General features: G+C 69.0%; 21 protein-coding genes. 6 read left to right on the forward strand and 15 right to left on the reverse strand.

What is annotated here, in order from left to right:
- The first annotated feature begins 56 nt into the window (after window positions 1-56).
- Window positions 57-1367: an MFS transporter gene (locus tag CCS01_RS24950; protein WP_104521474.1), complete on the forward strand. Its 1311-nt coding sequence runs from the start codon at window positions 57-59 to the stop codon at window positions 1365-1367.
- Here the strand turns inward: CCS01_RS24950 and CCS01_RS24955 are convergent.
- The 6 genes from CCS01_RS24955 to CCS01_RS24980 all read right to left on the reverse strand — a co-directional run bounded on the left by CCS01_RS24955 (window position 1265) and on the right by CCS01_RS24980 (window position 8464).
- The gene (locus CCS01_RS24955; protein WP_104521475.1) at window positions 1265-1987 is read right to left on the reverse strand and encodes an ABC transporter ATP-binding protein; all 723 of its coding nucleotides are present in this window, start codon (window positions 1985-1987) and stop codon (window positions 1265-1267) included. The genes CCS01_RS24950 and CCS01_RS24955 overlap by 103 nt on opposite strands.
- Entirely contained in the window at window positions 1984-2784 is an 801-nt protein-coding gene (locus CCS01_RS24960; RefSeq protein ID WP_104521476.1) for an ABC transporter ATP-binding protein, read from the reverse strand. The genes CCS01_RS24955 and CCS01_RS24960 overlap by 4 nt, the downstream gene beginning before the upstream one ends.
- Window positions 2785-2787: 3 nt before the next feature.
- Window positions 2788-4113: a high-affinity branched-chain amino acid ABC transporter permease LivM gene (livM, locus tag CCS01_RS24965; RefSeq protein WP_104521477.1), complete on the reverse strand. Its 1326-nt coding sequence runs from the start codon at window positions 4111-4113 to the stop codon at window positions 2788-2790.
- Between the two features lie 286 nt (window positions 4114-4399).
- Window positions 4400-5320, reverse strand: coding sequence for an ABC transporter permease subunit (locus CCS01_RS24970; protein ID WP_204848430.1), 921 nt, complete (start codon window positions 5318-5320; stop codon window positions 4400-4402).
- A 394-nt stretch (window positions 5321-5714) separates the two neighbouring features.
- Window positions 5715-7484, reverse strand: a complete 1770-nt coding sequence (locus CCS01_RS24975) for a monovalent cation:proton antiporter-2 (CPA2) family protein (protein WP_104521478.1) — start codon at window positions 7482-7484, stop codon at window positions 5715-5717.
- Window positions 7484-8464, reverse strand: coding sequence for a D-2-hydroxyacid dehydrogenase (locus tag CCS01_RS24980; RefSeq protein ID WP_104521479.1), 981 nt, complete (start codon window positions 8462-8464; stop codon window positions 7484-7486). The genes CCS01_RS24975 and CCS01_RS24980 overlap by 1 nt, the downstream gene beginning before the upstream one ends.
- 384 nt (window positions 8465-8848) lie before the next feature.
- Here CCS01_RS24980 and CCS01_RS24985 point away from each other — a divergent pair, with 384 nt between their 5' ends.
- Together CCS01_RS24985 and CCS01_RS24990 are read left to right on the forward strand one after the other, a co-directional pair.
- Entirely contained in the window at window positions 8849-9505 is a 657-nt protein-coding gene (locus CCS01_RS24985) for an antitoxin Xre/MbcA/ParS toxin-binding domain-containing protein (RefSeq protein ID WP_158258585.1), read from the forward strand.
- Window positions 9506-9531: 26 nt separating this feature from the next.
- Entirely contained in the window at window positions 9532-9975 is a 444-nt protein-coding gene (locus tag CCS01_RS24990; protein ID WP_275112956.1) for an RES family NAD+ phosphorylase, read from the forward strand.
- Between the two features lie 85 nt (window positions 9976-10060).
- On the opposite strand, the gene thrC is transcribed toward CCS01_RS24990, so the two are convergent.
- The 4 genes from thrC to CCS01_RS25010 all read right to left on the reverse strand — a co-directional run bounded on the left by thrC (window position 10061) and on the right by CCS01_RS25010 (window position 15481).
- Entirely contained in the window at window positions 10061-11491 is a 1431-nt protein-coding gene (gene thrC, locus CCS01_RS24995; RefSeq protein WP_104521482.1) for a threonine synthase, read from the reverse strand.
- An 18-nt stretch (window positions 11492-11509) separates the two neighbouring features.
- Window positions 11510-12505 carry a glycosyl transferase family protein gene (locus CCS01_RS25000; protein ID WP_158258586.1) on the reverse strand — a complete coding sequence of 332 codons (996 nt, stop codon included), beginning with the start codon at window positions 12503-12505 and terminating at the stop codon, window positions 11510-11512.
- Window positions 12506-12659: 154 nt separating this feature from the next.
- On the reverse strand, window positions 12660-13673 hold the full coding sequence (locus tag CCS01_RS25005) for an NADP-dependent oxidoreductase (RefSeq protein ID WP_104521484.1): 1014 nt from the start codon (window positions 13671-13673) through the stop codon (window positions 12660-12662).
- Window positions 13674-14233: 560 nt separating this feature from the next.
- A complete protein-coding gene (locus tag CCS01_RS25010; RefSeq protein WP_104521531.1) occupies window positions 14234-15481 on the reverse strand; it encodes a class I SAM-dependent methyltransferase in 1248 nt (415 codons plus the stop codon).
- Between the two features lie 22 nt (window positions 15482-15503).
- Between CCS01_RS25010 and CCS01_RS25015 the strand changes: the two genes are divergently transcribed.
- From CCS01_RS25015 to rlmN, 3 genes are read left to right on the forward strand one after another with little or no spacing between them, the layout of a single operon-like run.
- Complete coding sequence (locus tag CCS01_RS25015) at window positions 15504-16091, forward strand: RNA methyltransferase (RefSeq protein ID WP_104521485.1); 588 nt, start codon at window positions 15504-15506, stop codon at window positions 16089-16091.
- A 49-nt stretch (window positions 16092-16140) separates the two neighbouring features.
- Complete coding sequence (locus CCS01_RS25020; protein WP_104521486.1) at window positions 16141-16674, forward strand: invasion associated locus B family protein; 534 nt, start codon at window positions 16141-16143, stop codon at window positions 16672-16674.
- On the forward strand, window positions 16671-17834 hold the full coding sequence (rlmN, locus tag CCS01_RS25025; protein WP_104521487.1) for a 23S rRNA (adenine(2503)-C(2))-methyltransferase RlmN: 1164 nt from the start codon (window positions 16671-16673) through the stop codon (window positions 17832-17834). Before CCS01_RS25020 ends, rlmN begins: the two co-directional genes overlap by 4 nt.
- A gap of 283 nt (window positions 17835-18117) precedes the next feature.
- Here rlmN and CCS01_RS25030 read toward each other — a convergent pair whose 3' ends face one another.
- The 5 genes from CCS01_RS25030 to CCS01_RS25050 form a co-directional block, all read right to left on the reverse strand.
- Entirely contained in the window at window positions 18118-19920 is a 1803-nt protein-coding gene (locus CCS01_RS25030) for a putative bifunctional diguanylate cyclase/phosphodiesterase (protein WP_104521488.1), read from the reverse strand.
- Between the two features lie 179 nt (window positions 19921-20099).
- Window positions 20100-20630, reverse strand: coding sequence for a peptidoglycan-associated lipoprotein Pal (gene pal, locus CCS01_RS25035; protein WP_104521489.1), 531 nt, complete (start codon window positions 20628-20630; stop codon window positions 20100-20102).
- 75 nt (window positions 20631-20705) lie between these two features.
- The gene (locus CCS01_RS25040; protein WP_104521490.1) at window positions 20706-21335 is read right to left on the reverse strand and encodes a hypothetical protein; all 630 of its coding nucleotides are present in this window, start codon (window positions 21333-21335) and stop codon (window positions 20706-20708) included.
- Window positions 21336-21793: 458 nt separating this feature from the next.
- A complete protein-coding gene (locus CCS01_RS25045) occupies window positions 21794-22201 on the reverse strand; it encodes a phage holin family protein (RefSeq protein WP_104521491.1) in 408 nt (135 codons plus the stop codon).
- Between the two features lie 3 nt (window positions 22202-22204).
- Window positions 22205-22540 (reverse strand): hypothetical protein, encoded by a 336-nt coding sequence (locus CCS01_RS25050; protein ID WP_104521492.1) that lies wholly within the window; start codon window positions 22538-22540, stop codon window positions 22205-22207.
- Window positions 22541-22970: the final 430 nt, after the last annotated feature.

Here is a 22970-nt window from a genome sequence, read left to right on the forward strand (position 1 = left end):
ACCTCAAGCGTCCACGGACGTCTTCCAGAATAATCCTAAATCGTAAGGGTTGACCGATGAACCTCGATCGCGAGGGGCGGCAGTTCCGCCTGCTCATGGTTCACTGCGTCCTGTGGTCGCTTGCCATGTCCCTGGCCGGCGGCTTCGTCGGCGCCTACCTGCTGCGCCTCGGTTTCAGTGTCGCAACGGCCATCGCGCTGTATGCCCTGATGCTCGTGGTGCGCTTCGCCCTGCGCGCCGTCATGCTGCCGATGGTCCTGCGCCTGGGCATGCAGCGGACCATCCTGCTGGGCGCCGTCGTCGTCGCCTTACAGTTCATCCCGCTGATCTGGGCCGATCGGCCGTTATGGCTGGGCGTCTGGGTGCTGGTCGTTGCGGTGGGCGAGTGTCTGTACTGGCCGATCTTCCACGCCGCCAACGCGGTGTGCGGCGGCGGCGGGCGGCGCGGGCGGCAGATCGCCTGGCGCCAGTTGGCCAGCACGCTGATCTCGGTCGTCGGGCCGCTCGCGGGCGGCATCATCCTGACCCGTCTGGGACCGGTCGCGGAGTTCGGACTGGCAACGGTGCTTTGCATCGTTTCGGCAACGCCGCTGCTGTGGATGGGCGACATCGCGCTCGGCCCGGTCCCGACGATGCGCCAGTCGATGACCGGGGCCGATCGTGTCGGCTGGTTCGCGCTCGCGGCCGACGGCTGGATGTGCGCCGGCACCGGGGTTGCGTGGTCGCTGATCCTGTTCACCACGCTGGGATCGTCCTTCTGCGCGCTCGGCTGGGCCAGCAGCGCCGCCGCACTGGCCGGCGCGCTGGCCGGCGTGGCCTGCGGCATCGCGATCGATCGCGGTCATCGGCAGGCTCTGTCGCACGGCGTTACGGTCGCCTTGCTGATCAGCGTGGCGTTGCGCGTCGTCGCCGGGTGGGAGCCGTGGCTGGCCTTCGCCGCCAACGCCGTCGGCGCCGCGGTGGGTGGGCTTTATGCCCCGGTCGTCATGAGCGTCATCTACGATCGCGCGAAACGATCCGGCACGGCCTATCAGTTCCATTTGTCGGCCGAGGCGGGCTGGGACGCCGGCGCCATCCTGGGCTGCCTGGCCTCCGCCGCCGTCGCCTACAGCGGCGCGCCGATAACGCTGGCGGTGGCGCCGGCCGCCCTGGGCGTGCTGGTGATCCATCGCTGCGTCGGCGCGGAGTCGCGGTTCGCGCAGCGTATCGCGTCCGGCGTGGTGATCCATGCGGAAGCCCGCTTCCGGGCGCGCGGCCGGCAAGCTCAGGCGTGCCCGCCTTCGAGGTACGCCGCCCGGATCTCCGGCCGCGCCAGCAGTTCCGCTCCGGTCCCGGCCATGGTGATCGCGCCGTTCACCAGCACATAGCCGCGGTGCGCCAGCCGCAGCGCCTGGTAGGCGTTCTGCTCCACCAGCAGCACCGTCAGGCCGGTGGCGCGGTTCAGGTCCCGGATGGCGCTGAAGATCTGCCGCACCACCAGCGGCGCCAGGCCCAGCGAGGGTTCGTCCAGCAGCAGCAGCGACGGACGGGACATCAGCGCCCGTCCGATCGCCAGCATCTGCTGCTCGCCGCCGGACAGCGTACCGCCGCGCTGGGTCATGCGTTCCTTCAGGCGGGGAAACAGGGCGAACACCTGCTCCAGCCGATCGGGGATGTCGGTGCGGCCGGCGACCTCGGCGCCCATCAGCAGGTTCTCGTGCACCGTCATGCGGCCGAAGATGCGGCGGCCCTCCGGCGCCTGGGCGATGCCGCGCCGCATGATCCGGTGCGTCGGCCACTGCGTGATGTCCTGGCCCTCGTGCAGGATCTGCCCCGTCCGCGCCCGCGGGTTGCCGCAGATCGTCATCATCAGCGTGGACTTGCCCGCGCCGTTGGCGCCGATGAGCGTGACGATCTCGCCGCGCCGCACCGTCAGGTCGATGCCGCGCAGCGCCTGGATCGCGCCGTAGAACGCGGTGACGCCGGACAGCGACAGCAGCGCGGTCATGCCTCCACCTCGTCGTCCTCGCCCTCGCCCAGGTAGGCGGCGATCACCGCCGCATCGGCGCGCACCTCGGCCGGGGTGCCGTCGCTGATCTTCCGGCCGTGGTCCAGCACCACGATGTGGTCGGAGATCCGCATCACCACGCCCATGTCGTGCTCGATCAGCAGCAGCGAGCAGCCCTGGTCACGGATGCGCAGCAGCAACCGGTTCAGTTCCTCCGACTCGCGCGGGTTCAGGCCGGCGGCGGGTTCGTCCAGGCACAGCAGCACCGGGTCGATGCACATGGCGCGCGCGATCTCCAGGCGGCGTTGCGCGCCATAGGGCAGGGCGCCGGCGGGGTCGTCGGCCCGCTCGGTCAGGCCGATGGCATCCAGCCAGTGGCGGGCCTTGCGGATGCCGGCGGCCTCGGCCGAGCGGTAGCGGCCCAGGCCCAGCATCGCCAGCACGCCCAGGCCGGTCGCCGCCATCAGTTTGTTGTGCTGCGCCACCAGCAGGTTCTCCAGCACCGTCATACCGGCGAACAGGCGGATGTTCTGGAAGGTCCGCGCCACCTTCGCCTCGGTGGCGATGCGGTGGCCGGGCATGCGGTGCAGCGGGAATTTCTCCCCGTTGCGATGGGTCAGCGTGATGGCGCCGGCGGTCGGGCGGTAGAAGCCGGTGATGCAGTTGAACACCGTGGTCTTGCCGGCGCCGTTCGGGCCGATGACGGCGGTGATGTCGCCGGCGCGTGCCTCGAACGACAGGCCGTCCACTGCGCGCAGGCCGCCGAAGCGCATGACGAGGTTGGAAACCGCCAGCATGGCTCAGCCGCGTCCCTGCGCCACCAGTTCCGCCGCGATCTCCTTTCGCGCCCCCAGCGCCACCGTCGGCGTGCGGCCGGAGATCAGGCCGCGTGGCCGCAGCACCATCATCACCACCAGCACCAGGCCGAAGATCAGCATGCGGTACAGCGGCAACTGGCCGGCGATGCCGGCGAACAGCGGGCTGTTCATCTGGTCGCCGAGGAAGCTGAGGACATCGCGCAGGGTTTCCAGACCGCCGACCATGACAATGGCGGCCAGGGCGACGCCAAGCTGGCTGCCCATGCCGCCCAGCACGACGATCGCCAGCACGGTGGCGGACTCGATGAAGGTGAAGCTCTCCGGGCTGATGAAGGCCTGGCGGGTGGCGAAGAAGGCGCCGGCGAGGCCGCCGAACATCGCACCCATGCCGAACGCCGTCAGCTTGGTGTTGCGCACGTTGATGCCCAGGGAGCGGCAGGCGATCTCATCCTCGCGCAGCGCTTCCCAGGCGCGGCCGAGCGGGATGCGGCGCAGGCGCAGCGACACCCAGTTGGTCAGCAGGGCCAGGACCAGGATGACGTAGTACAGGAAGATGACGCGCTGGATGGTTGCCGGCTCGATGCCGAAGAAGCCGGCGAAGGTGCCCTCGCCGCCCTCCATGGAGAAGCGCAGGCCGAACAGGGTCGGCCGGGGGATGCCGGTGATGCCGTTGGGGCCGTTGGTGAGCGACACCCAGTTGGTCAGCACGATGCGGATGATCTCCCCGAACGCCAGGGTGACGATGGCGAGGTAGTCGCCGCGCAGCCGCAGCACCGGGAAGCCGAGCATGACCCCGGCGCATCCGGCGAACAGGCCCGCCAGCGGCAGGCAGGTCCAGAATCCCAGGTCATAGGTGGTGGACAGCAGCGCATAGGAATAGGCGCCGACGGCATAGAAGGCGACGTAGCCAAGGTCGAGCAGCCCGGCCAGCCCGACGACGATGTTCAGCCCCCAGCCCAGCATGATGTAGGTCAGCACCAGCGTGCCGAGATCGACATAGTAGCGCGAACCGGTGAAGGGCAGCGCAACGGCCGCGACCAGCAGCACCGGGGCAATGAACTTGCCGGCATGGGCGATGCCTTCGGCAAGGGCACGGTTGGTCTTGTAGGTTTCGACGCGGCCGCGCCCCCGCCAGGACAGGACCAGCAGGCGGCCGAGGAACACCAGGCCGACGATCACGGCGGTGGCGATGGGGCGAAGCTCGAGCGACAGGCCGTGCTCGCCGCTGACGGTCAGCAGGCCGACCATCGGCCCGAACAGGCCGAGGGCGACGGCAGCCGAGAGGAAGGCGTCGCGCAGGGGGGTCATGCCGGTGCCGATCGGCCTGCGTGACCGGACAGAGCCGGCGGAACCACAGAATATCTGTGTGCATCTGTGTGCATCTGTGTTTCCCCTTAATCCGTAGGACCAACAAGCGCGCTGCATCCCGGCCTGAGCACCGGCGGCCATTTCGTGCCGCGCTGAAAGCGCCGGATTGGGGAAACATAGATGAACACAGATGCACACAGATGAGGGCGGTGCGAACAGGCGGCCGCCGTGCCGCGCCATCCGTTCCATCCAGGCAAGACAGTCATCGCGCATGCGGCCACCGGCCTCATACCTTCTCCACCTCTGCCCGCCCGAGGATGCCCGTCGGCATGAAGATCAGGACGATGATCAGGATGGAGAACGCCGCCACGTCCTTGTATTCGACGCTGAAATAGGCCGACCAGAATACCTCGATCAGGCCAATCAGCAGGCCGCCAAGGACCGCGCCCGGCAGGCTGCCGATGCCGCCCAGGACCGCGGCGGTGAAGGCTTTGATGCCGGCGATGAAGCCGATGTAGAAGTCGATCACCCCGTAGTACAGCAGGAACATCAACCCAGCGACCGCGGCCAGCGCGGCGCCGATGACGAAGGTCAGGCTGATCGTCCGGTCGGTGTCGATGCCCAGCAGGCTGGCCATCTTCAGGTCCTGCTCGCAGGCGCGCATCGTGCGGCCGAGCGGCGTGCGTTTCACCAGCCAGGTGAACACCGCCAGGATCGCCAGGGTGGTGGCGACGATGGCAATCTGCATCCAGGACAGCTCCACCGTGAACCCGCCCTGGTTCATCACCTGGATGCCGCCCGGGATCACCGCCTCGATCGGCTTGACCCGCGCGCCCTGGCTGACCTGGACGTAGTTCTGCAGCGTGATCGACATGCCGATGGCGCTGATCAATGGCGCCAGGCGGAACGAGCCGCGCAGCGGTCGGTAGGCGACCCGCTCCACCGTCCAGCCATACAGCGCGGTGATGGCGGCGGCGAACAGCAGGGTCAGCGCCAGCGCCAGCGGCACCCAGGTGATGCCCAGCGCCGCCAGGCCGAGCAGCGCGATCATCGACAGGAACGCCCCGACCATGAAGATGTCGCCGTGGGCGAAGTTGATCATGCCGATGATGCCGTAGACCATGGTGTAGCCGACGGCGATCAGGCCGTAGATCATCCCGAGCGTGACGCCGTTGATCAACTGCTGCAGTGCGTATGCGTAGTCCAATCCCACTCCTGGTCCAGGGTTTCGGACATGGAACCATGCAAGCGACGTACCGGCAAGAGCGGTTGGCGGCCTGCTGTGGAAGGTGGCTCCGCAGGCACCGATGATTGGATGGGGCAAGGTCTCCGCCCCATCGTCATGGCCGGGCGTGTCCCTATCTGCGACTAACTCAGGCGGCCGGGAGCGGCAAATCACCCCTGTCGTCATGGCGGCTACCCGGGACGAGTCCGGACACAGGCTCCGGGCCGCCATCCACGCCTTTCCGCGGCTTCAACACCGCCAGGCGTGGATGGTGGGCCTGCGCCCACCATGACGTTGTGGCAACGGCCGTCCGCCAACCCATAAAGTTGGCGCTGATGGGGCGTGTCCCGGATATCCACCCCCGCCGTCCTTGCGATCAACGAGCGGGCTGGCTGCGCTGGTCCGCCTCGAACAGCGCGGTCAGTTCCTCCGTCGCCTGCTGCGTGCTCTGGATCAACTGCTGCTCGTCGCGGTAGATCGCCAGCGTTTCGCGCAGGTTGCGCTCGTCGTGGTCGCGGAACAGCGTCACCGACCGGACGGCTTCCTCCGGCGGAACGCCCAGCACTTCCAGCGCCTCCTCGGCCAGCTTCAGGCTGGAGTGGAAGGTCTCGCGCACCAGGCCATCGACCCCGCGGTCCATCAGCAGGTGGGCGTGCCGCCGGTTGCGGGCGCGGGCCAGGATCTTCAACTGGGGAAAAGCCCGCCGCGCCGTCTCCAGGATGCGCAGCGAATCCTCGGGATGGTCGAGCGCGATGATCAGCAGCCTGGCCTGCTCCGCGCCCGCCGCGCGCAGCAGCTCGGCCCGGGTGGGATCGCCGAAATAGACCTTGTTGCCGAAGCGGCGCACGACGTTGACCTGGCCGATGTTGCGCTCCAGCGCGGTGAAGCGGATGCCGTACATGCGCAGCACGCGGCCGATGACCTGGCCGAAGCGGCCGAAGCCGGCGATGATGACCGGCGCGTCGGCGGCCTCGATGGTGTCGAAATCCGGCATCGGCTCGGGCTGCAGGCGGGGGATCAGGAAGCGTTCCGACAGAGCGAACAGCACCGGCGTGGCCGCCATCGACACCGCCGCGACCAGCGTCGCCACGGCTGCGGTGGCGGGGGCCAGCGCGCCCGCGGCGACGGCGGCGCCGAACAGCACGAAGCTGAACTCGCTGGCCTGGTTCAGCGCCAGGCTGAAGCGCACCGCGTCGGTCAGGCCCTGGCGCGCCACCCTGGCCAGGAGGAAAGCTACCGCCACCTTCGCCAGCAGCAGCGCGGCGGTGGCGGCGGCGAGCAGGCCGGGATGCGCACGCGCCAGCCCCAGGTCCGCCGACATGCCGACGGAGATGAAGAAGAAGCCCAGCAGCAGTCCCTCGAACGGCGCGATGTCGGCCTGCAGCTCGTGGCGATACTCCGACTGCGACAGCAACACCCCCGCCATGAACGCGCCGAGCGACATCGACAGGCCGGCCAGATGCGCGATGTAGGCGGTGCCGGCGACGATCAGCAGCGAGACGGTGGTGAACAACTCCGGCGTGCGTGCGCCGCCGATGGCGCGGATCAGCGGCGGCACGGCGAAGCGCCCGCCCACCAGGATCACCGCGACCGCGGCGGCGGCGCTGGCGACGTCGTGCCAGGGCACGTGGTTGGGCAGGGATTTCTCCGCCAGCAGCGGCACCACGGCCACCAGCGGGATGAACGCCAGGTCCTGGAACAGCAGCACCGCGAAGCCGTCGCGCCCGGCGGGGCTTTTCAGCAGGTCCGCTTCCGCGAGCATCGGCAGGACGATGGCGGTGGAGGACAGCGCCAGCCCGGCGCCCAGCACCGTCGCGCCGGCCCAGCCGATGCCGGCCTGGTGCGCCAGCGCCGCCAGCACGGCGGCGCTGACCACCACCTGGGCGGGGCCCAGCGCGAACACCGCCTGCCGCATCACCCACAGCCGCCGCGGCCGCAGCTCCAGGCCAATCAGGAACAGCAGCATCACTACGCCGAGCGAGGCGATGTCGGAAATCTCGCTGACACCGGTCACCAGCCGCAGCCCCGACGGACCGATCAGCACACCGGCGAGCAGGTAGCCGAGCACGCTGCCAAGCCCCAACCGCCGCGTCAGCGGCACGGCGATCGTGGCGGCCCCCAGCAGGGCGACGAGGGTCGGCAGCATCAGTAGCCACGCCCGGTGTCGAAGCGGTTGGGCAGTGGCCGGCCGTCCCGCCAGGCGCGGAGGTTGTCGAGGAAGATGTCCAGGCTGAGCGGGTTGTAGGTCGCCGGATCGTCTGCCGCGGTGTGCGGGCTGATGATCAGGTTCGGCGTGGACCACAGCCGGTGCCCGGGCGGGATCGGCTCCGGCGTGAAGACGTCCAGCACCGCGCCGGACAGGTGGCCGTCATCGAGCCGGTCGCACAGCGCGTCCTGGTCCAGCAGCGCGCCGCGGCCGATGTTGACCACGCCGGCGCCTTGCGGCAGCAGCCCCAGGCGCCGGCGGTCGACTAGGCCGCGCGTGGCGTCGGTCAGCGGGCAGGCGAGGACGAGGAAATCGGTTTCCGGCAGGACGGAGTCCAGGGCATCGGTGCCGATGACGCACGTGCAGTGCGGATGCGGCGCGGGATGGGCGCGCACGCCGGTGACGCGCAGGCCGAAGCGGGCGGCGTGCTCGGCCGTCGCGCCGCCGAGCGTGCCGAGGCCGACGATCGTCACGCGGCGGCCGCCGAGACCCGAACCCCACAGCTTGCGCCAGGTGCCGGCACGCTGGTTGGTCACCATGGCGGGGACGCGGTTGGCCAGCATCAGGATGGACATGATGGCGAACTCGCCCGCCTTCACCGCGTGCGTGCCGCGGTTGTTCAGCAGCGCCACGCCGGGCGGCAGCCAGGTGAACGGCGCCAGGCCGTCGAGGCCGGCGTTGGTCAGGAAAATCAGCTTCAGGCGAGGCGCCGGACAGGGGAACAGCGCCTTGATCACGCTGACGTCGGTCACCAGCGCCTCGGCGTCCTGCATGGCCGCGGCGAAATCGGCGGGGGTGGTGCCGAGGCTGACGCTGTGTCCGAAGCCTATGTCCGGCGCCCGGGCCGCGGCTGCATCCCACATGGCCAGGGAAAAATCGAACAGCGGATCATTCTCAGGGTTCTGAATATGAATGCGCATGGCGGGGAGCGTGCCATGCGGCGGGCGGATTGCACAGCGCCGATGGCCGTTGTTGTCGTGCCGGACTGGCGTTGCATAACGGGAGGCCGGCTCGTCCGTGCCCCAGCCAGCAGATCTTCGATCCTGACCTCCAGTGCCTTGGCCATCGCAAACCACGGTCTGACTGAGACAAGCCGATCGCGTCTTCTTTCCGTCATGGCGCGGCTTGCCCGAGCGACCGCCACGGGCGACACACGCTGACAGTTGGCCCGGACAACAAGCCGGCAGTCTGGATACTCGACGTAAGATGTCGAAACGATGAGTCGCCGCCGTTTCCGCCGGGTACTCGCTTGCATTTTTCCATCTGGGACACCATTCTTGACCAGTTGGTCAAGGAGACCTCGGATGCTCACTGATTACGATGCCAAGGCCGTCGCGGACGTGATGGGCATCGCCTTCCTGCGGAGTCCCGACGGTGAGTCTTCACTTGTGGCAACACCAGACAAGACGACGAACGCGGGCCTCGCGCTGCCCGGTGACCGTCTCGCTGGCGACTTTGTCATTCGCGTCGATGATGCCACCATACTCGTCGTCGAGGCGGGCACGCCGGACAGGCCCGCACGGCTCGGTCCGTCAAACAACCGCATCAGCCGCTGGCCCGGTCATGGAATGGACCCGGTGTCGTCGCCGTCTCCCCTCTTCATTGAGAAGGCGGTGGAAAAGGGCCTTCCCCGGCAAGCACTCCGGCACGTCGCGGAGTCGCTGGCCGGAGGCGACAAGGCCAAAATCTCTTCGCTGGAATGGGGCGTCGTTCCGAAAACGACGCTTGAACGCCGCGAGAAGCAGCTTTCGCCGCAGGAGAGCGAGCGGACGGAGCGCGTCGCCCGGCTGTTCGTGCACGCCCGCCGCGCTCTCGGCAGCGAGGCGGAGGCGCGCGAGTTCATGACGACGCCGCATCCGCAACTCGAGGGCCGCAGTCCGCTTGATGCAGCCAGGACGGATCTGGGCACCCGCCGGACCGAACAGATCCTCAACGCGCTCGAATACGGTCTTGCCCTCTGACCACCACGCCTCTGCGCCTTTGGCGCATTGCCACCGGCGCCCATGCGATCTGGTCCGGCGAAGGCGCCCGGCTGTTTGGCCAGCGCTGGAATCCGCCGGGGTTGCCGGCCATCTACACGGGCACGAGCTTCGCGGTCTGTCTTGTCGAGGTCCTTGTCCATGCCAATCGCAGGACGCCTCCGAGCGCAGCCCGATACGTCGAAGCCGTTGTCCCCGACGATGTCTCCCGCGAGACATTCGCTCCCGGCCTTCACCCCGGGTGGGACGATCCACGCGACATCTCGATCGCCCGGGCTTTCGGCGAGGCCTGGATCCGGGAGCGCAGATCAGCCCTCCTGGTCGTCCCCTCCATTGTCACCGCCGGGCTTGACCTGAACGTTGTGGTGAACCCGGATCATCCCGACGCTGCCCCGATCGCCGCCGGACCTGAGACACCAGTCAGGCTCGACCCGCGGCTCTTCGGACGCTGACCGGTTGCCCTTGCGATTGCTCGCCATCCCAACCATCGACCAAGGTTCCGGGTGAATTGCGATCACCGGATATGGCTGCCCGGACCTACACCCGGTTCCGCCCCACCAGCGCCCGCACCGCCGCCTCGATCGCACCCAGATCGTTCGGCAGCACACTGAACCGCTCCTCCCGCCCGAACAGATCCGCCATGCGCGGCGGCAGCGCCGGCCGGTGGCCGGTGGCGATCTCCATCGCGTCCGGGAACTTCGCCGGGTGCGCCGTCGCCATCGCCACCGTCGGCACCCCGCCGCCCGCCGGCAGCGCCCGCGCCGCGGCAATGCCGACCGCCGAGTGCGGATCGGCCAGATACCCACAGGCGGCATGCAGGCGGCGGATTTCCGCCTCGGTGCCCGGATCGTCCAGCCGGAACCCATGGAACAGCGTGCGGGCGTGATGCCAGACCGGGGCCGCCACCGTCATCCGACCGGTGCGGCGGAAATCCAGCATCGTCTGCCGGGTCAGGTCCGCGTCACGATCCAGCAGCTCGAACAGCAGCCGCTCGAAGTTCGAGCTGACCTGGATGTCCATGCTCGGCGACAGCGACGGCTCGACCGGCTGCATCGACATGTCGTTCGCCGCCAGGAACCGCGCCAGGATGTCGTTGCGGTTCGAGCCCACCACCAGCCGCGCCACCGGCAGGCCCATCCGCCGCGCCACCCAGGCCGCCAGCACATTGCCGAAATTGCCGGTCGGCACGCTGAACGCCACCTCCCGGTCCGGCGCGCCCAACGCCAGCGCCGAGGCGACATAATACGGGATCTGCGCCGCGATCCGCGCCCAGTTGATTGAGTTCACCGCCGACAGCCGCACCTCATCCCGGAAGCCGGCATCGGCGAATAGTGCCTTCACCAGGTCCTGGCAGTCGTCGAACGTGCCCTGCACCGCGATGTTGCCGACGTTCGGCGCCAGCACGGTGGTCATCTGCCGGCGCTGCACCTCGCTGGTGCGGCCGTGCGGATGCAGGATCATGATATCGACGCGGTCGCGCCCGGCACAGGCCTCGATCGCGGCGGACCCGGTGTCGCCCGAGGTGGCGCCGACGATGGTCACCCGCTTGTCGCGCTGCGCCAGCACGTGGTCGAACAGGCGCCCCAGCACCTGCATCGCCATGTCCTTGAACGCCAGCGTCGGCCCGTGGAACAGCTCCTGCGTGAACAGCCCGGTTTCCAGTTGCACCAGCGGCGCGACCGCTGGGTGGCCGAAGCCGGCATAGGCGTCGCGGCAGATACCTTGCAGCACCTCGAACGGGATCGCGCCGCCGACGAACGGCTGCATGACCCGGGCGGCGACGTCGGCATATGGCAGGCCGCGCAGGGCGCGCCAGTCGGCGGGGCTGAAATGCGGCCAGGTTTCCGGCATGAACAAGCCGCCGTCCTCGGCCAGGCCAGCCAGCAGGACATCGGCGAAATCGCGCGCGGGCGCCTGCCCGCGGGTGGAGATGTCGGGCGAATGCCCGCGGGTGGAGATATAGCGCATGGGCGGCCTTTTAGGCGCTCACAGCCGCTGCGACCAGATCGTTGCTGCCTGGTCCATCGCCTGGCTCGGATTTTCCGCCCGCCGCATCGCCAGCAGAGCCAGCGCGATGGTGGCGCGGATCGTCTGCACCGGCGTCTCCGGGGCGGCCTCGCCGCGCCAGACGGCGGAGACCAGGTCTGCCGTGTCGCCCGCCGGCGGATGCGGCCGCAGCCCCTCCACCGCAGGCAGCGCGATCTCGCCGCGGCCGGCGGCATGGTCCCAGAGCGAGGCGGTGGCCGGCTTCAGCGGCACCCGTTCCGCCTCCCCGCCGCCACCCTTCAGCACCAGCAGGCGATGCCGCCCCGTGCGTTCCGCGACGCCGAGATGCACGTCGATGTACGGCGGGTGGAACACGCCATCGACGCCGAACGGCGCATCCGCCGGGTTGAGCAGTCTTGCGGCGGTGTTGACCGGGGAGCGCAGCCCGAACAGCCGGCGCATGTCCAGCAGCCGATCCATCGCCGGCGCCAGGACGTGCAGCGGCAGGTAGGCGAAGCGCCCGGGGCGCAGAGCGGCAGCGGCAGAAGCCTTGTCGCCGGCCGGTGCCAGGCCGAGCGCCGCCAGCCCCTCGGCCACGCTGATGCCGGCGGAGAAATCGTTCGACCCGTGCATCAGCACGCTGGTCCCCGACCGGGCCAGCGCCAGGGCCGCCAGCAGGAACCAGGGCGCGCCGCGCGTCCGCCCGGCGCCGTAGGACGGCCAGTCGAGGTCGATCCCCAGGTCATCCAAGCCCCGCCCGCCCCCAAGTCCGGCTTCGTCGCGGGCCGCCTGGACCATGCCGGTAATCTCTTCCGCATCCTCGCCGCGGAAGCGCAGCAGCATCAGGAAGGCGCCGACCTGGTGCGGATCGGCCTCGCCGCGCAGCACCATGCCGAACGCCGTCCGCGCCTCCTCCCGCGTCAGGGCGCGCGAGCGGCCCGGGCCGCGGCCGAGGGTGGCGACATAGGTGGCGAAGGCGGCGTGGGTGTCTGTCATGCTGGGAGCATAGTGCATGGGCGGCGGTCCGGTGACACGGAACGGCGCCACCCGGCCAAGTCAGCGATGACGGCCGGCCCATGCGCTATCGCCAAAGCCCGCTTGGTCGCTGACCGCGCCGGGACAGTCTCACAACCAAGTGGGCATCCGGCCTCTATCCGGAAATCCGCAGCAACTGCTTGCTTATGTTACGTCCTTCGAATAGCCGCCGCAGTGTCGCAGGCGCATTCTCCAGTCCGTGCTGGATGTCCACCTCATGTTTGATGCGGCCGTCGGACAGCCAGCCCGCCAGCGCCTCCAATGCCTCCTGCTGCCGATGAATGAAGCTGGGGGCCAGGAATCCTTCCATGCGGGCTTCGCGTAGCAGCAGCATCAGATAGTTCCGAGGAGGCTGCATATGCTCCAGGTCGTTGTAGCCGGAAATTGCGCCACACAGCACCACGCGGCCATGTCTGGCAAGCAAGGCCAGCGCCGCTTCGAGGATTTCACCACCGACATTGTCGAAATAGACGTTGATCCCGTTCGGGCACAAGGCGGCAAGCCGCTCCGCAACGTTTTCGCTCTTGTAGTCTATGGCGGCATCCAATCCGGCTACCTCGGTCAGCCAGCGGCATTTCTCACTGCCCCCGGCAATCCCGATAACGCGGCACCCCTTTACCTTCGCGATCTGGCCGACAATCGAGCCCGTCGCACCGGCCGCACCGGAAACCACGACCGTCTCGCCCGCCTGTGGTCGGCCGATATCCAGCAGCCCGAAATAGGCCGTAAGGCCGTTGAGGCCGAGCACCCCAAGCGCGGTCTCAAGCTGCATGCCAGGCGACAGCTTGGCGAGGGGCCACGTGCCGCCGGGATCGACGACAGCGAAATCCTGCCAGCCGAGCAGGCCCGCGACCATGTCACCCTCGGCAAAATCAGGATGACGGGAGGTCACGATGCGTCCGGCACCAACCGAGCGGACAACCTCACCGATGCCGACGGCCGGCATGTAGGTATCGGCAGCCAGCCATCCGCGCTGTGTCGGATCACAGGAAAGAACCTGGACCTGGACCAGCACCTGGCCGGATCCGAGGTCACCGACAGGCTCCTCAACCAGACGGAAATCCTCGTCACGGATCATGCCCTCGGGGCGGCGCGCGAGCAGCCAACGGCGGTTTGTTGCCGAAACCATCGTTTTCTCCCTGCAATCTGGATTTTCTTCTTATGAAATCGCCCGTCAGCCTATGATCGCCCATGGCCGGACCGCAATGCTTTTCATGACGATTGGCAATTCAGGCAATCATCTGGCGGTGAAGCGCTTCTTACAGACCCGGTCCTCATTGTCTTTGCCATGACAAGCAAGACACGGTGATCAACAGACGGCCATCGCGCGGCCGCAGGCCGCCCGAATCCCTTCTCTGCGTGCTCTGCGCCCCGCTCTGCGATCTCTGCGTTTTAGAAATGCGGTGCCGCAACAAAGACCGGCGTTGCCGGTGAGCCGCCTAACCTCCAACGACGGTGGCGCCCCGCCCACCGCGATTCAACGCAGAGCGCGCAGAGCGGGGCGCAGAGCACGCAGAGAAGAATTCATTGCGGCCTGCAACCGCGGTGGCTCGAACGCGGCCTGGCTGTTCCTGGCGCGACTCGCGGCCCGGCATTCAAGACAATGCATTCAAGACAATGAGGGCCGGATCCATAATTTGTTGCACGGGAGGTCTCGGGTGTGACGATTGATAAAGAGCCGATCGAGCATTACCCGGCCGGCGCCGCCAGCAGCACCCGGTTGATCCGCTCCAGCGCCGTGAACGTCTGCTGCCAGGCCTTCGCGAACGCCTCCGGCTTCGTACCGCGCCCGGCCAGCACCGCCGCGATCTGGCCGACGCTGCGCTGCCCGTCGATCAGCTTCAGGATCGCCGGGGCCAGCGGCGGCAGCGCGACCGGGATGCGCAGGCCGTCGAAGGCCGCCAACAGCGTCCCGTCCGGCCGCATGCCGCGCACCAGCGTCTCGCCGTCGATCTCCCGGCAGATCGGCACGGCCTCGGCGGCGCCCGGGTCCGGCCGGCGGACCGGATCGCCGGTCCGCACGCAATAGACGATGTGCACCGACATGTTGCCGGCCAGCGCCTCGGCCAGCGCGGCGCGTTCGGTGACGTCCATCCCCTCCAGCCGGGCGCGCAGCTTCGGGTCTGGCAACAGCGGCACCGGGTCGTAACGCATCGGCTCCATCCACGACACGACGCGGAGGCCGGCCGACGCCAGCAGGGCATGGAATTCCGGCACGGTGTAACAGCGGTCGCGCGGATTCAGCAGCAGATCGTACAGCCCGGCATCGCCGCCATCGATATGATCGCCGAAGTACCGGTTGTGCTTCAGCCACTGCGTGTCCGGCAGGTGCTTGATCACCCGGCGGGCGACATCCAGCCGCTGCTGCGGCGTGTCCTCGGCCGGGGCGAGGCGGCGCAGCACGTCCTGGATCATATAGACCCCCGTGCGGCCGTGCGGCGCATAAACCATCAGCCCCAGGCCACCGCCCGGAGCCAGCACCGACAGCAGGGCGCGCAGTCCCTCGGCCGGGTCGGGCAGATGGTGCAGCACGCCGCAGCAATCGACGTAGTCGAACGGACCCAGGCCCAAGCCGGGCAGGTCGAGCAGCGAGCGCTGCTCCCAGGCGATGTTCTCCAGGCCACGCACCTGCGCCCTGCCCCGGGCAACCGACAGCGCGGCGGCGGAGCGGTCGAGCCAGGTCACCCGCCCGGGACGTCCCAGCCGCGCCATCTGCTGCGCCAGCATGATCGTCGCATCGCCCGTACCGCCGCCGGCGATCAGCGCACGCAGCGGCCGCGTGGCCGGGCGGGCGGCGCCGAACACCCAGTGGTCGATCTCGCGCAGGTGGCCCGGGCTGCCGACGATCAGCCGCTTCGCCTCGTCGCGCGGGTCGCGCCGGGGATATGGGTAGGCTTCGTATTGCTCGGCCAGTCTTTGGTCGGTTGCATCGCTCATGCCGCCGGCATAGACCGCCGGCATGGTTGAGGCCAGATCACGCGGCTATTTCGGCATCGGCGCCGAGGGTATCTCCAAGTCCGCCAATGTCGGCGCGTTGCTGCGCACCGGGCATGCGTTCGGCGCGGCGTTCTGCTTCACCATCGGCACCGGCTGGGACTCGCGCGCCGGGCGCACCGCCGATACCGCCGACACGCCGCTGCATGTGCCGATGTGGCGCTACGCCACGGTGGCCGACCTGTCGCTGCCGCGCGGCTGCAAGCTGGTGGGGGTGGAGCGGGTGGAGGACGCGATCGACCTTCCGTCCTTCCGCCATCCGCTGAATGCCGCCTACGTCCTGGGACCGGAACGGGCCGGTCTGTCGGCGGCGCTGCTCGCCCGCTGCGATCACGTGGTGAAGATCCCCACCCGCTTCTCGCTGAACCTGGCGGTGGCCGGCGCGCTGGTGCTGTACGACCGCCTGTTGCAGCACGGCCGTTTCGCCGAGCGTCCCGTCGGCTCGCTCGGGCCAATCGAGGCACCGGGGCCGACGGGACACGGACCGCCGCGGTTCCGGCGGACCATCCCGGACTGGCTGGCGCCGCCTGACGAGAATGCGAAGAAGCCATGATTCCGTCGCGCTTGATTCGGCGGCGACGCGGACATTATTGCTGCGCCGCATGATCAAGCGCCTCTTCTGGATTCCCCTCATCGTCCCGATTCTCGCCCTGCCTGTGGCAGCGGAATCGCGGAAACCGGCCCCCGCACACGTGCCCGCGTCCAATGCCCCCAGGTCCATCGGCAGGTTCGAGGACTGGACGGCCGCGACGCACCAGGAGTCGGGGCAGACCGTGTGCTATGCCTTCACCCGGGCGCAAAGCTCCACCCCGGCGCTGCCCGGCCGCGGCGGCGTCGTCCTGACAGTCACCGAACGGCCCTCGGGCCGCGACGCGGTGGCGATCGAGTCGGGATTCACCTATCCGGCGCATGCCTCGGTGACGGTGCAGGTGGATCAGGTGGGGCTGGAATTCTATACGTCCCACCGCGCCGCCTTCGCGCGGGATGGCAAGGCCGCGGTTGCCGCCCTACATAAGGGCGGCCGCGCCATCGCCCGCTCGCCCGGGCCAAAGGATATAGCCGTGACCGATACGTTCAGCCTGAGGGGCTTCAGCCCCGCCTACGCCGCCATCGTCAAGGCCTGCCCGGCGAAATGAGTGACCTGACCGCCGCGGACCGGGATCGCATCCTGGCGAAGTCGGCGTTGTTCGACCCGCCGCCGGCTGCTCTGCCCGACGGGCGGCGGGATCTTGTCGGCATGGACCGGGCGGAACTGGCGGCCGAGTTGGCCGCCATCGGCGAGCCGGCGTTCCGCGTCAAGCAGGTGTGGCACTGGATCTACCACCAGGGCGTGGTCGATTTCAGCCGCATGTCGTCGATCGCCAAGCCCTTGCAGGCGAAGCTGGCCGAGCGGTTCGTCATCGGCCGCCCGGCGGTCGCCACCCAGCAGACCAGCACCGACGAGACGCGCAAATGGCTGTTCCGCTTCCGCGACGGGCAGGAGGCGGAGACCGTCTATATCCCCGATCCCGTCGAGGACCGCGGCGCCGTCTGCATCTCCAGCCAGGTCGGCTGCACCCTGTCGTGCCGCTTCTGCCATACCGGCACTCAGACGCTGGTGCGCAACCTGGGCGCGCCCGAGATCGTCGGGCAGTTCATGGCGGCGCGCGATTCCTACGGCGAATGGCCGTCGCCGAAGGGCGAGACGCCGCGCCTGCTGTCCACCATCGTGCTGATGGGCATGGGCGAGCCGTTGTACAACTACGCCAACGTCGCCAAGGCGATGAAGATCGTCATGGACGGCGAAGGCATCGGCCTGTCGCGGCGGCGGATCACCCTGTCCACCTCCGGCGTGGTGCCGATGATGGACCGGGCGGGGGCCGAGCTTGGCGTCAATCTTGCGATCTCGCTGCACGCGGTGCGCGACGACCTGCGCGACGAACTGGTGCCGCTGAACCGCAAATACCCGATCAAGGAACTGCTGGCCGCCTGCCGCCGCTACCCCAGCGCCTCGAACGCCCGGCGGATCACCTTCGAATATATCATGCTGAAGGGCGTGAACGACTCGGAGGCCGAGGCCCGCGAACTGGTGCGGCTGATCGCCGGGCTGCCGGCCAAGGTGAACCTGATCCCGTTCAATCCCTGGCCTGGCTCGCGCTTCGAACCGAGCACCAAGGCGGCACTGGACCGCTTCGCCGCCATCGTCAACGCGGCAGGGTTCGCCTCGCCGATACGGACACCGCGGGGGCAGGATATCCTGGCGGCATGCGGCCAGTTGCGGACCGAGAGCCGGCGGGAGCGGGCAGGAGTCCGGTGATCGCCGCCATGGCTGGCAGGAAAGCGCCCCATACGCATCAGGATAAGCGGACTGGCGGAGCAAGGGCTTCTCCCTCACCGTCATGGCCGGGACACGCCCGGCCATGACGGTGAGAGAACGGCCGCGGCGCCAAATCCTTCTCCACCAATCGCCCTATCCCGATATCTAACAAGAAACTACCCCGATGGTGGGGGACGAGCCTGCCGTGGTCGCCCCATAGCTTCATACAGAGTGGGCCGGCCGCGCCGGCCGGTGGTGAACTATGGGGTCCGTCGCGGCCTGATCAGGCCGACCGGTTGCCCGCGGTTACCTCCTCGCGCTCCCAGGCGCTCTGCGGATGCGCCGGAGAGTTTGGGGGCGGGTAAGTCCCGTCGGCCACCTTGTCCGGGAAGCCCACCGGGCCAGGCCGACCCAGCAGGTAGCCCTGGACGAAGGTGCAGCCCAGTGCCTTCACCATGGCAAGCTGTTGCGCCGTCTCGACGCCTTCGGCCGTTACATCCAGCCGCAGGCTGCGGCCCATGGCGATGATCGCCTGCACGATCGTTTCGGCTTCCGCGTCACCTTCCTCGACATCGCTGATGAAGCTGCGATCGATCTTGATCTTGTCGAACGGGAATTTGCGCAGATAGCCCAGGCTGGAGTAGCCGGTGCCGAAATCGTCCATGGCGATGCTGACGCCCAGCGCCTTCAGCGCCTGCAGGACGCGCAGCGCGTTCTGCGTGTCGTCCATCAGGGTCGTCTCGGTGATTTCCAGCTCCAGCCGATGCGCCGGCAGGCCGGTTTGCCGCAGCACGTCGGCCACGGTGCCGACGATCCCGGGCTGGATGAACTGGGCCGGCGACAGGTTCACCGCCAGGGTCAGCGGCTGCGGCCAGGCTACTGCCTCGGCGCACGCCGTCGCCAGCACCCACTGGCCGATCGGCACGATCAGGCCGGAGGCTTCGGCGACGGGAATGAACGCGGACGGCGGGATGGCGCCGCACCGCGGATGTTGCCAGCGCAGCAGCGCCTCGTAGCCGGCGACTTCCATCGTCGCGGCATCGAGGAACGGCTGGTACGCCAGCGAGAACTGGCCGTCCCGCAGCGCGATGCGCAGATCCTGCTCCAGCGACTGCTGCTCCTGCAGCTCTTCATCCGTCGTGGCTTCGGCGTGGCACCATGTGCCGCCGCCTGCCTGGCGGGCACGGCCCAGCCCCTGCTCGGCACTTCTGGCCATGGCGGCGACCGTGGCGCCGTCGCTCGGGTACAGCGCCAGGCCGACGCTGGCCGTCAGGACGACCGGTGGGCCACCGAGCTCGAACGGCAGCGCCAGCTCGGCGATGATCCGTTCCGCCAGCGCCGCGGTGTCGGCCGCCTTGTCCGCCAGCGGCTGGATGATCGCGAAATCGTCCGGCCCCAGGCGGGCGACGGTATCGGTGTCCCGCACGCATCGCCGCAGCCGGTGTGCCGCCTGGATGACGACCTGGTCCGCCGCCAGCGGGCCGATGGCGTCGCGGATGCCGCCGAACCGGTCGAGCTCGACGAACAGCACGGCAACGCCGACCGTGGCACGCTGCGACAGGGCCAGGGCCTTCCGCAACTGGTGCTCGAACAACTCGCGGTTGCCGAGGCCGGTCAGCGGATCGAACTGCACCAGGCGTTGGAGGTCGTGCTGCGTGGCTTGCTCCAGCGACAGATGGCGGACCGCGATGACGTGCCCGCCGGGCGCATAGCCGTCCCGCCACAGCACCTCGACCGGGTGGGCATCGCCGCCCGGGCGGATCAGGTCGTGTTCGCCCGGCCGATCGGCCGCGGTCAGCGTCAGGCCACGGATCAGCGTGGTCAGCCGGCGGCCGATCAGTGCCTCGGCAGGCCGATCGGCCATGGCGCAGAGCGCCGGGTTGACGTCGCGGATGAAACCGTCCCGCTCCAGGATGATGCCTTCAAGCGTGGCATCGGCCAGGCCGCGAAGATGGTGGACCTGGCGCAGCCGCCGGGCGGCCAGAAGCCAGGACAGGGCGGCGCCAAGCAGCACGCCGGCCAGGACAGTCAGCCCGGCCAGTGCCAGATTGTCGTTCCAGGCGAGGCATCCGGCGGCCTTCAGCATGAAATTCCCCTTGACAGATTGGGGAAGTATCAATCGGAAGGGTTAGCGGATGGTTAACGCCGCCAGGATTTGTGCCGGCACAGAAGGCCAGGGGTTTCGCGTGTGCCGGGCGAGCCGTTGCATCGGCCTGACCGGATCACGCAGCGATCCGGCCGGGCCCATGCCTGCTCTGCAGGCGATTACCGCACCGAGGTGATGGCGTTGCGGTCCTGCGCCCAGGCCTCGGGCGTGCTGGCCGGGTCGATCGGCCGCGACTTGCCATAGCTGATCGTCTGGATGCGGCCGCGGTTGACGCCGTGCGCCACCAGGTAATCGCGGTCCGCGTTGGCGCGGCGCTGGCCGAGGGCAAGGTTGTACTCCTCGGTGCCGCGTTCGTCGCAGTTGCCGGCAATCCAGATGTTGACCTGCGGATACTGCTGCAGCCACGACGCCTGGCGGTCCAGCGTGGTCATCGCCCGCGGCGTCAGGTTGCTCCGGTCGGTGTCGAAGAAGATGCGGTCGCCGGCGGATTGCACCAGGTCCTCCTGCGAGCCGGGCGCCGCGCGGCCGGCGCCGCCCGCTCCCCCCGCTCCGCCCGGGCCGCCTTCGCTGTAGCCGCCTGCTCCCGCGGCCTGGCTGCCCGTTCCGCTGGCGTTCTTCGAGTCGTCGGACGACGAGCAGCCGCTGAGCAGGGCGGCGGCGAGCAGGCAGGCAACAGTCCAGTGCTTCATGGAAAATCTCCGGGTGGGGATCACGCGATCGCGGGTATAGCGCAACGATCCCGAGTCGCGGGCGACTTCTACGCCTTAATCCGGAGAGGACGAAACCTTCAGGCCGGCCGGATCGGCCGTCGCCGGCACGCCGGCCTCGCCGTGATGCGATCGGGCAACGGTGTCCGCGTCCGCGCCGATCGGCTGCCGCAGCCGATCGGCGAGGGCGGCCGGATCGATGTCCGCCGCGGCCTGGTGCCAGCTCGTGGCGAGGTCCCAGTCGCCGGAGTCAAGCGCGGCCTGGAGCGCGGGCAGGTCACGGAACGACATCTCCCCCGGCTGCTTCGGACAGAGCCGCAGCCGGGGCTCCAGTTCAAAGATCGGGCGGATCGCCTCGCTGATCGCGGCCAGCCGCGTGGCCGGCCATCCGGCGGGCAGAGCGGCGGCGAGGATGTCGATCAGCATGCCGCCGACAGTCACGGCCGATCGATCGGCGATGGCGGCGAGTTCCTGCTCGATGGCGGTGATGCGCGTGACCAGTGCCGCGGCGAGATCCTGCCCGGCCCCGGCGGCGTCGGCCCGGGCAGCGCGGCATCCGGCGAGGAAGCCTTCGGTCCAGGCCTCGATCCGCGGGTCGGGCTCGTCCGGCGGCGACGGTGGCGCCTCGGCGACGGTATTGGGATGGAGGTAGGTGTTGAAATCCTCGAGCCAGGGCAGCGAGCGCATGCATCCTCACGCGGTGGGATGCGGTGGGTTGTACGACGCGCGGGTTAGCGAGTGGTTAATGCCGTCGGGGGGCGTTGCGCGCCGTGCGGGTCGGGATGGGACGAAGGGGGCACCGCACAGGCGATAATACAGCGGGGCACATTCCCCCGCCTCCCAATCGTCCTGGCTTGGCTGGTTCGGGCCATCTATTCAAGCACCTGTGCCGCAACGGGTGGCCAGAACCAGCCGCACGCGCTACCTTAACGAGCTGGTGGCACGGTCATTGCCTCCTCGTCATGGCCCGGCTTGTCCGGGCCACCTATTCCAGCACCTGTGCCACGACAGGTGGCCCGGACAAGCCGGGCCATGACGGATAAGCAACGTGCCTCCCATGTTGGCGCCTGTACGCCGGCACCGGGCCATTCTGCGCAACCCGGGCGGCCCCCGCCGGTGCAACCCGGGCGGCCGCCGCCGGGCGCCTACCGGGGCTGCTTCCTCTGCCGGGCAGAGGCCGCCATTTCCAGCACCGGCAGCATCATCTGGCTGGCGCTGAGCGTGTGCGGCAGGCCCTGGACCGCCCGGCGGCGGACATTCAGCGCTTCGACCTCGGTTTCGCTCGGCGTCGAGCTACGCGCCACAAGGCCCAGGATGATGGCGATCACCAGATCTACGCCGCCGACGATCCCGGTGCTGGCGAGGAACGACAGGCGGGCATGAATCCACAGCGCGTCGAACGCGGCGATGTGCACGAACACCAGGACGGCGAGCAGGAACACCAGCGCCACGCCCGCCATCGCCGCCCGCGTCGCGACGCGGGACACCAGGCCGCGCAGGCGGACACTTTCAGCCTCCGCGGCGATGCGTGCGAGCCGGACCGGTCGCAGCATCGGTCAGCGCATCACGCGGCCGATGATCCACCCGACGGTGGCGGCGACCAGCAGCGCGATAAGCGGCTGTTCCCGGACGCGGCCGGAGACCATCTCGGCCTGGTCGCGCATCACGCCGGACGCGCTGTCCATGGCGCCGCGCATCGCGCCGGACGCGCTGTCCATGGCGCCGCGCATCGCGCCGGAGGCGTTGCCCACCGCCTCGTTGGCGCGGCTGGCATAGTCCGACATCGCCGGCTGGACGCGGTCGCGCATCAGCCCCTCGACCTGGTGGCGCAGCCGGGCGATCTGGTCCTGGGCATCGTCGAGCTTGCTGCGGGTGGTACTGGTGAAGGCCATGACTGTCTCCTTCCGAGTGCACTGTGGCTCAGAACAAGATCTAGGTAATCGGGTTGCATAACGAACCCCCGCCGCCCGCACCCTTTCGCGAGCGTGCGGGCGGCGGGATGGAGCGGGGCACAGGCCGCCGGCGTATCGGTCGATATACGGGCTCATAACGATACCATTGCGTAGCCGCTGCGGCGTCAGTAACATGCCGTAATGACCGCCCTGCCCGCGCCCCTGGCATGGCTCGAGCCGGTTCCCCCGGCCGCCGGCCCGCTGCCGGGCGGAGCGCCCAAACCTGTCGCCTCATGATCCGCAGCCGCTGCCAACGCATCGTTGTCCGGGCATGCGCGTCATCCGTTACCGCCAGGGAGCTTTGATCGAGGCAGGCGTCCTGCCTCGGAGGATTGCTTGCATTCAGAATAATTGCGATATATCTTATATA

The organism is Rhodopila globiformis (assembly GCF_002937115.1).
In the GTDB taxonomy this organism is placed as follows: Bacteria; Pseudomonadota; Alphaproteobacteria; order Acetobacterales; family Acetobacteraceae; genus Rhodopila; species Rhodopila globiformis.

Coding starts and splice junctions, on each gene's coding strand:
- CCS01_RS24950 (WP_104521474.1), top strand. CDS start 57: ATGAACCTCGATCGCGAGGGGCGGCAGTTCCGCCTGCTCATGGTTCAC.
- CCS01_RS24955 (WP_104521475.1), bottom strand. CDS start 1,987: ATGACCGCGCTGCTGTCGCTGTCCGGCGTCACCGCGTTCTACGGCGCG.
- CCS01_RS24960 (WP_104521476.1), bottom strand. CDS start 2,784: ATGCTGGCGGTTTCCAACCTCGTCATGCGCTTCGGCGGCCTGCGCGCA.
- livM (WP_104521477.1), bottom strand. CDS start 4,113: ATGACCCCCCTGCGCGACGCCTTCCTCTCGGCTGCCGTCGCCCTCGGC.
- CCS01_RS24975 (WP_104521478.1), bottom strand. CDS start 7,484: ATGCTGCCGACCCTCGTCGCCCTGCTGGGGGCCGCCACGATCGCCGTG.
- CCS01_RS24980 (WP_104521479.1), bottom strand. CDS start 8,464: ATGCGCATTCATATTCAGAACCCTGAGAATGATCCGCTGTTCGATTTT.
- CCS01_RS24985 (WP_158258585.1), top strand. CDS start 8,849: ATGCTCACTGATTACGATGCCAAGGCCGTCGCGGACGTGATGGGCATC.
- thrC (WP_104521482.1), bottom strand. CDS start 11,491: ATGCGCTATATCTCCACCCGCGGGCATTCGCCCGACATCTCCACCCGC.
- CCS01_RS25000 (WP_158258586.1), bottom strand. CDS start 12,505: ATGACAGACACCCACGCCGCCTTCGCCACCTATGTCGCCACCCTCGGC.
- CCS01_RS25005 (WP_104521484.1), bottom strand. CDS start 13,673: ATGGTTTCGGCAACAAACCGCCGTTGGCTGCTCGCGCGCCGCCCCGAG.
- CCS01_RS25010 (WP_104521531.1), bottom strand. CDS start 15,481: ATGAGCGATGCAACCGACCAAAGACTGGCCGAGCAATACGAAGCCTAC.
- CCS01_RS25015 (WP_104521485.1), top strand. CDS start 15,504: ATGGTTGAGGCCAGATCACGCGGCTATTTCGGCATCGGCGCCGAGGGT.
- CCS01_RS25020 (WP_104521486.1), top strand. CDS start 16,141: ATGATCAAGCGCCTCTTCTGGATTCCCCTCATCGTCCCGATTCTCGCC.
- rlmN (WP_104521487.1), top strand. CDS start 16,671: ATGAGTGACCTGACCGCCGCGGACCGGGATCGCATCCTGGCGAAGTCG.
- CCS01_RS25030 (WP_104521488.1), bottom strand. CDS start 19,920: ATGCTGAAGGCCGCCGGATGCCTCGCCTGGAACGACAATCTGGCACTG.
- pal (WP_104521489.1), bottom strand. CDS start 20,630: ATGAAGCACTGGACTGTTGCCTGCCTGCTCGCCGCCGCCCTGCTCAGC.
- CCS01_RS25040 (WP_104521490.1), bottom strand. CDS start 21,335: ATGCGCTCGCTGCCCTGGCTCGAGGATTTCAACACCTACCTCCATCCC.
- CCS01_RS25045 (WP_104521491.1), bottom strand. CDS start 22,201: ATGCTGCGACCGGTCCGGCTCGCACGCATCGCCGCGGAGGCTGAAAGT.
- CCS01_RS25050 (WP_104521492.1), bottom strand. CDS start 22,540: ATGGCCTTCACCAGTACCACCCGCAGCAAGCTCGACGATGCCCAGGAC.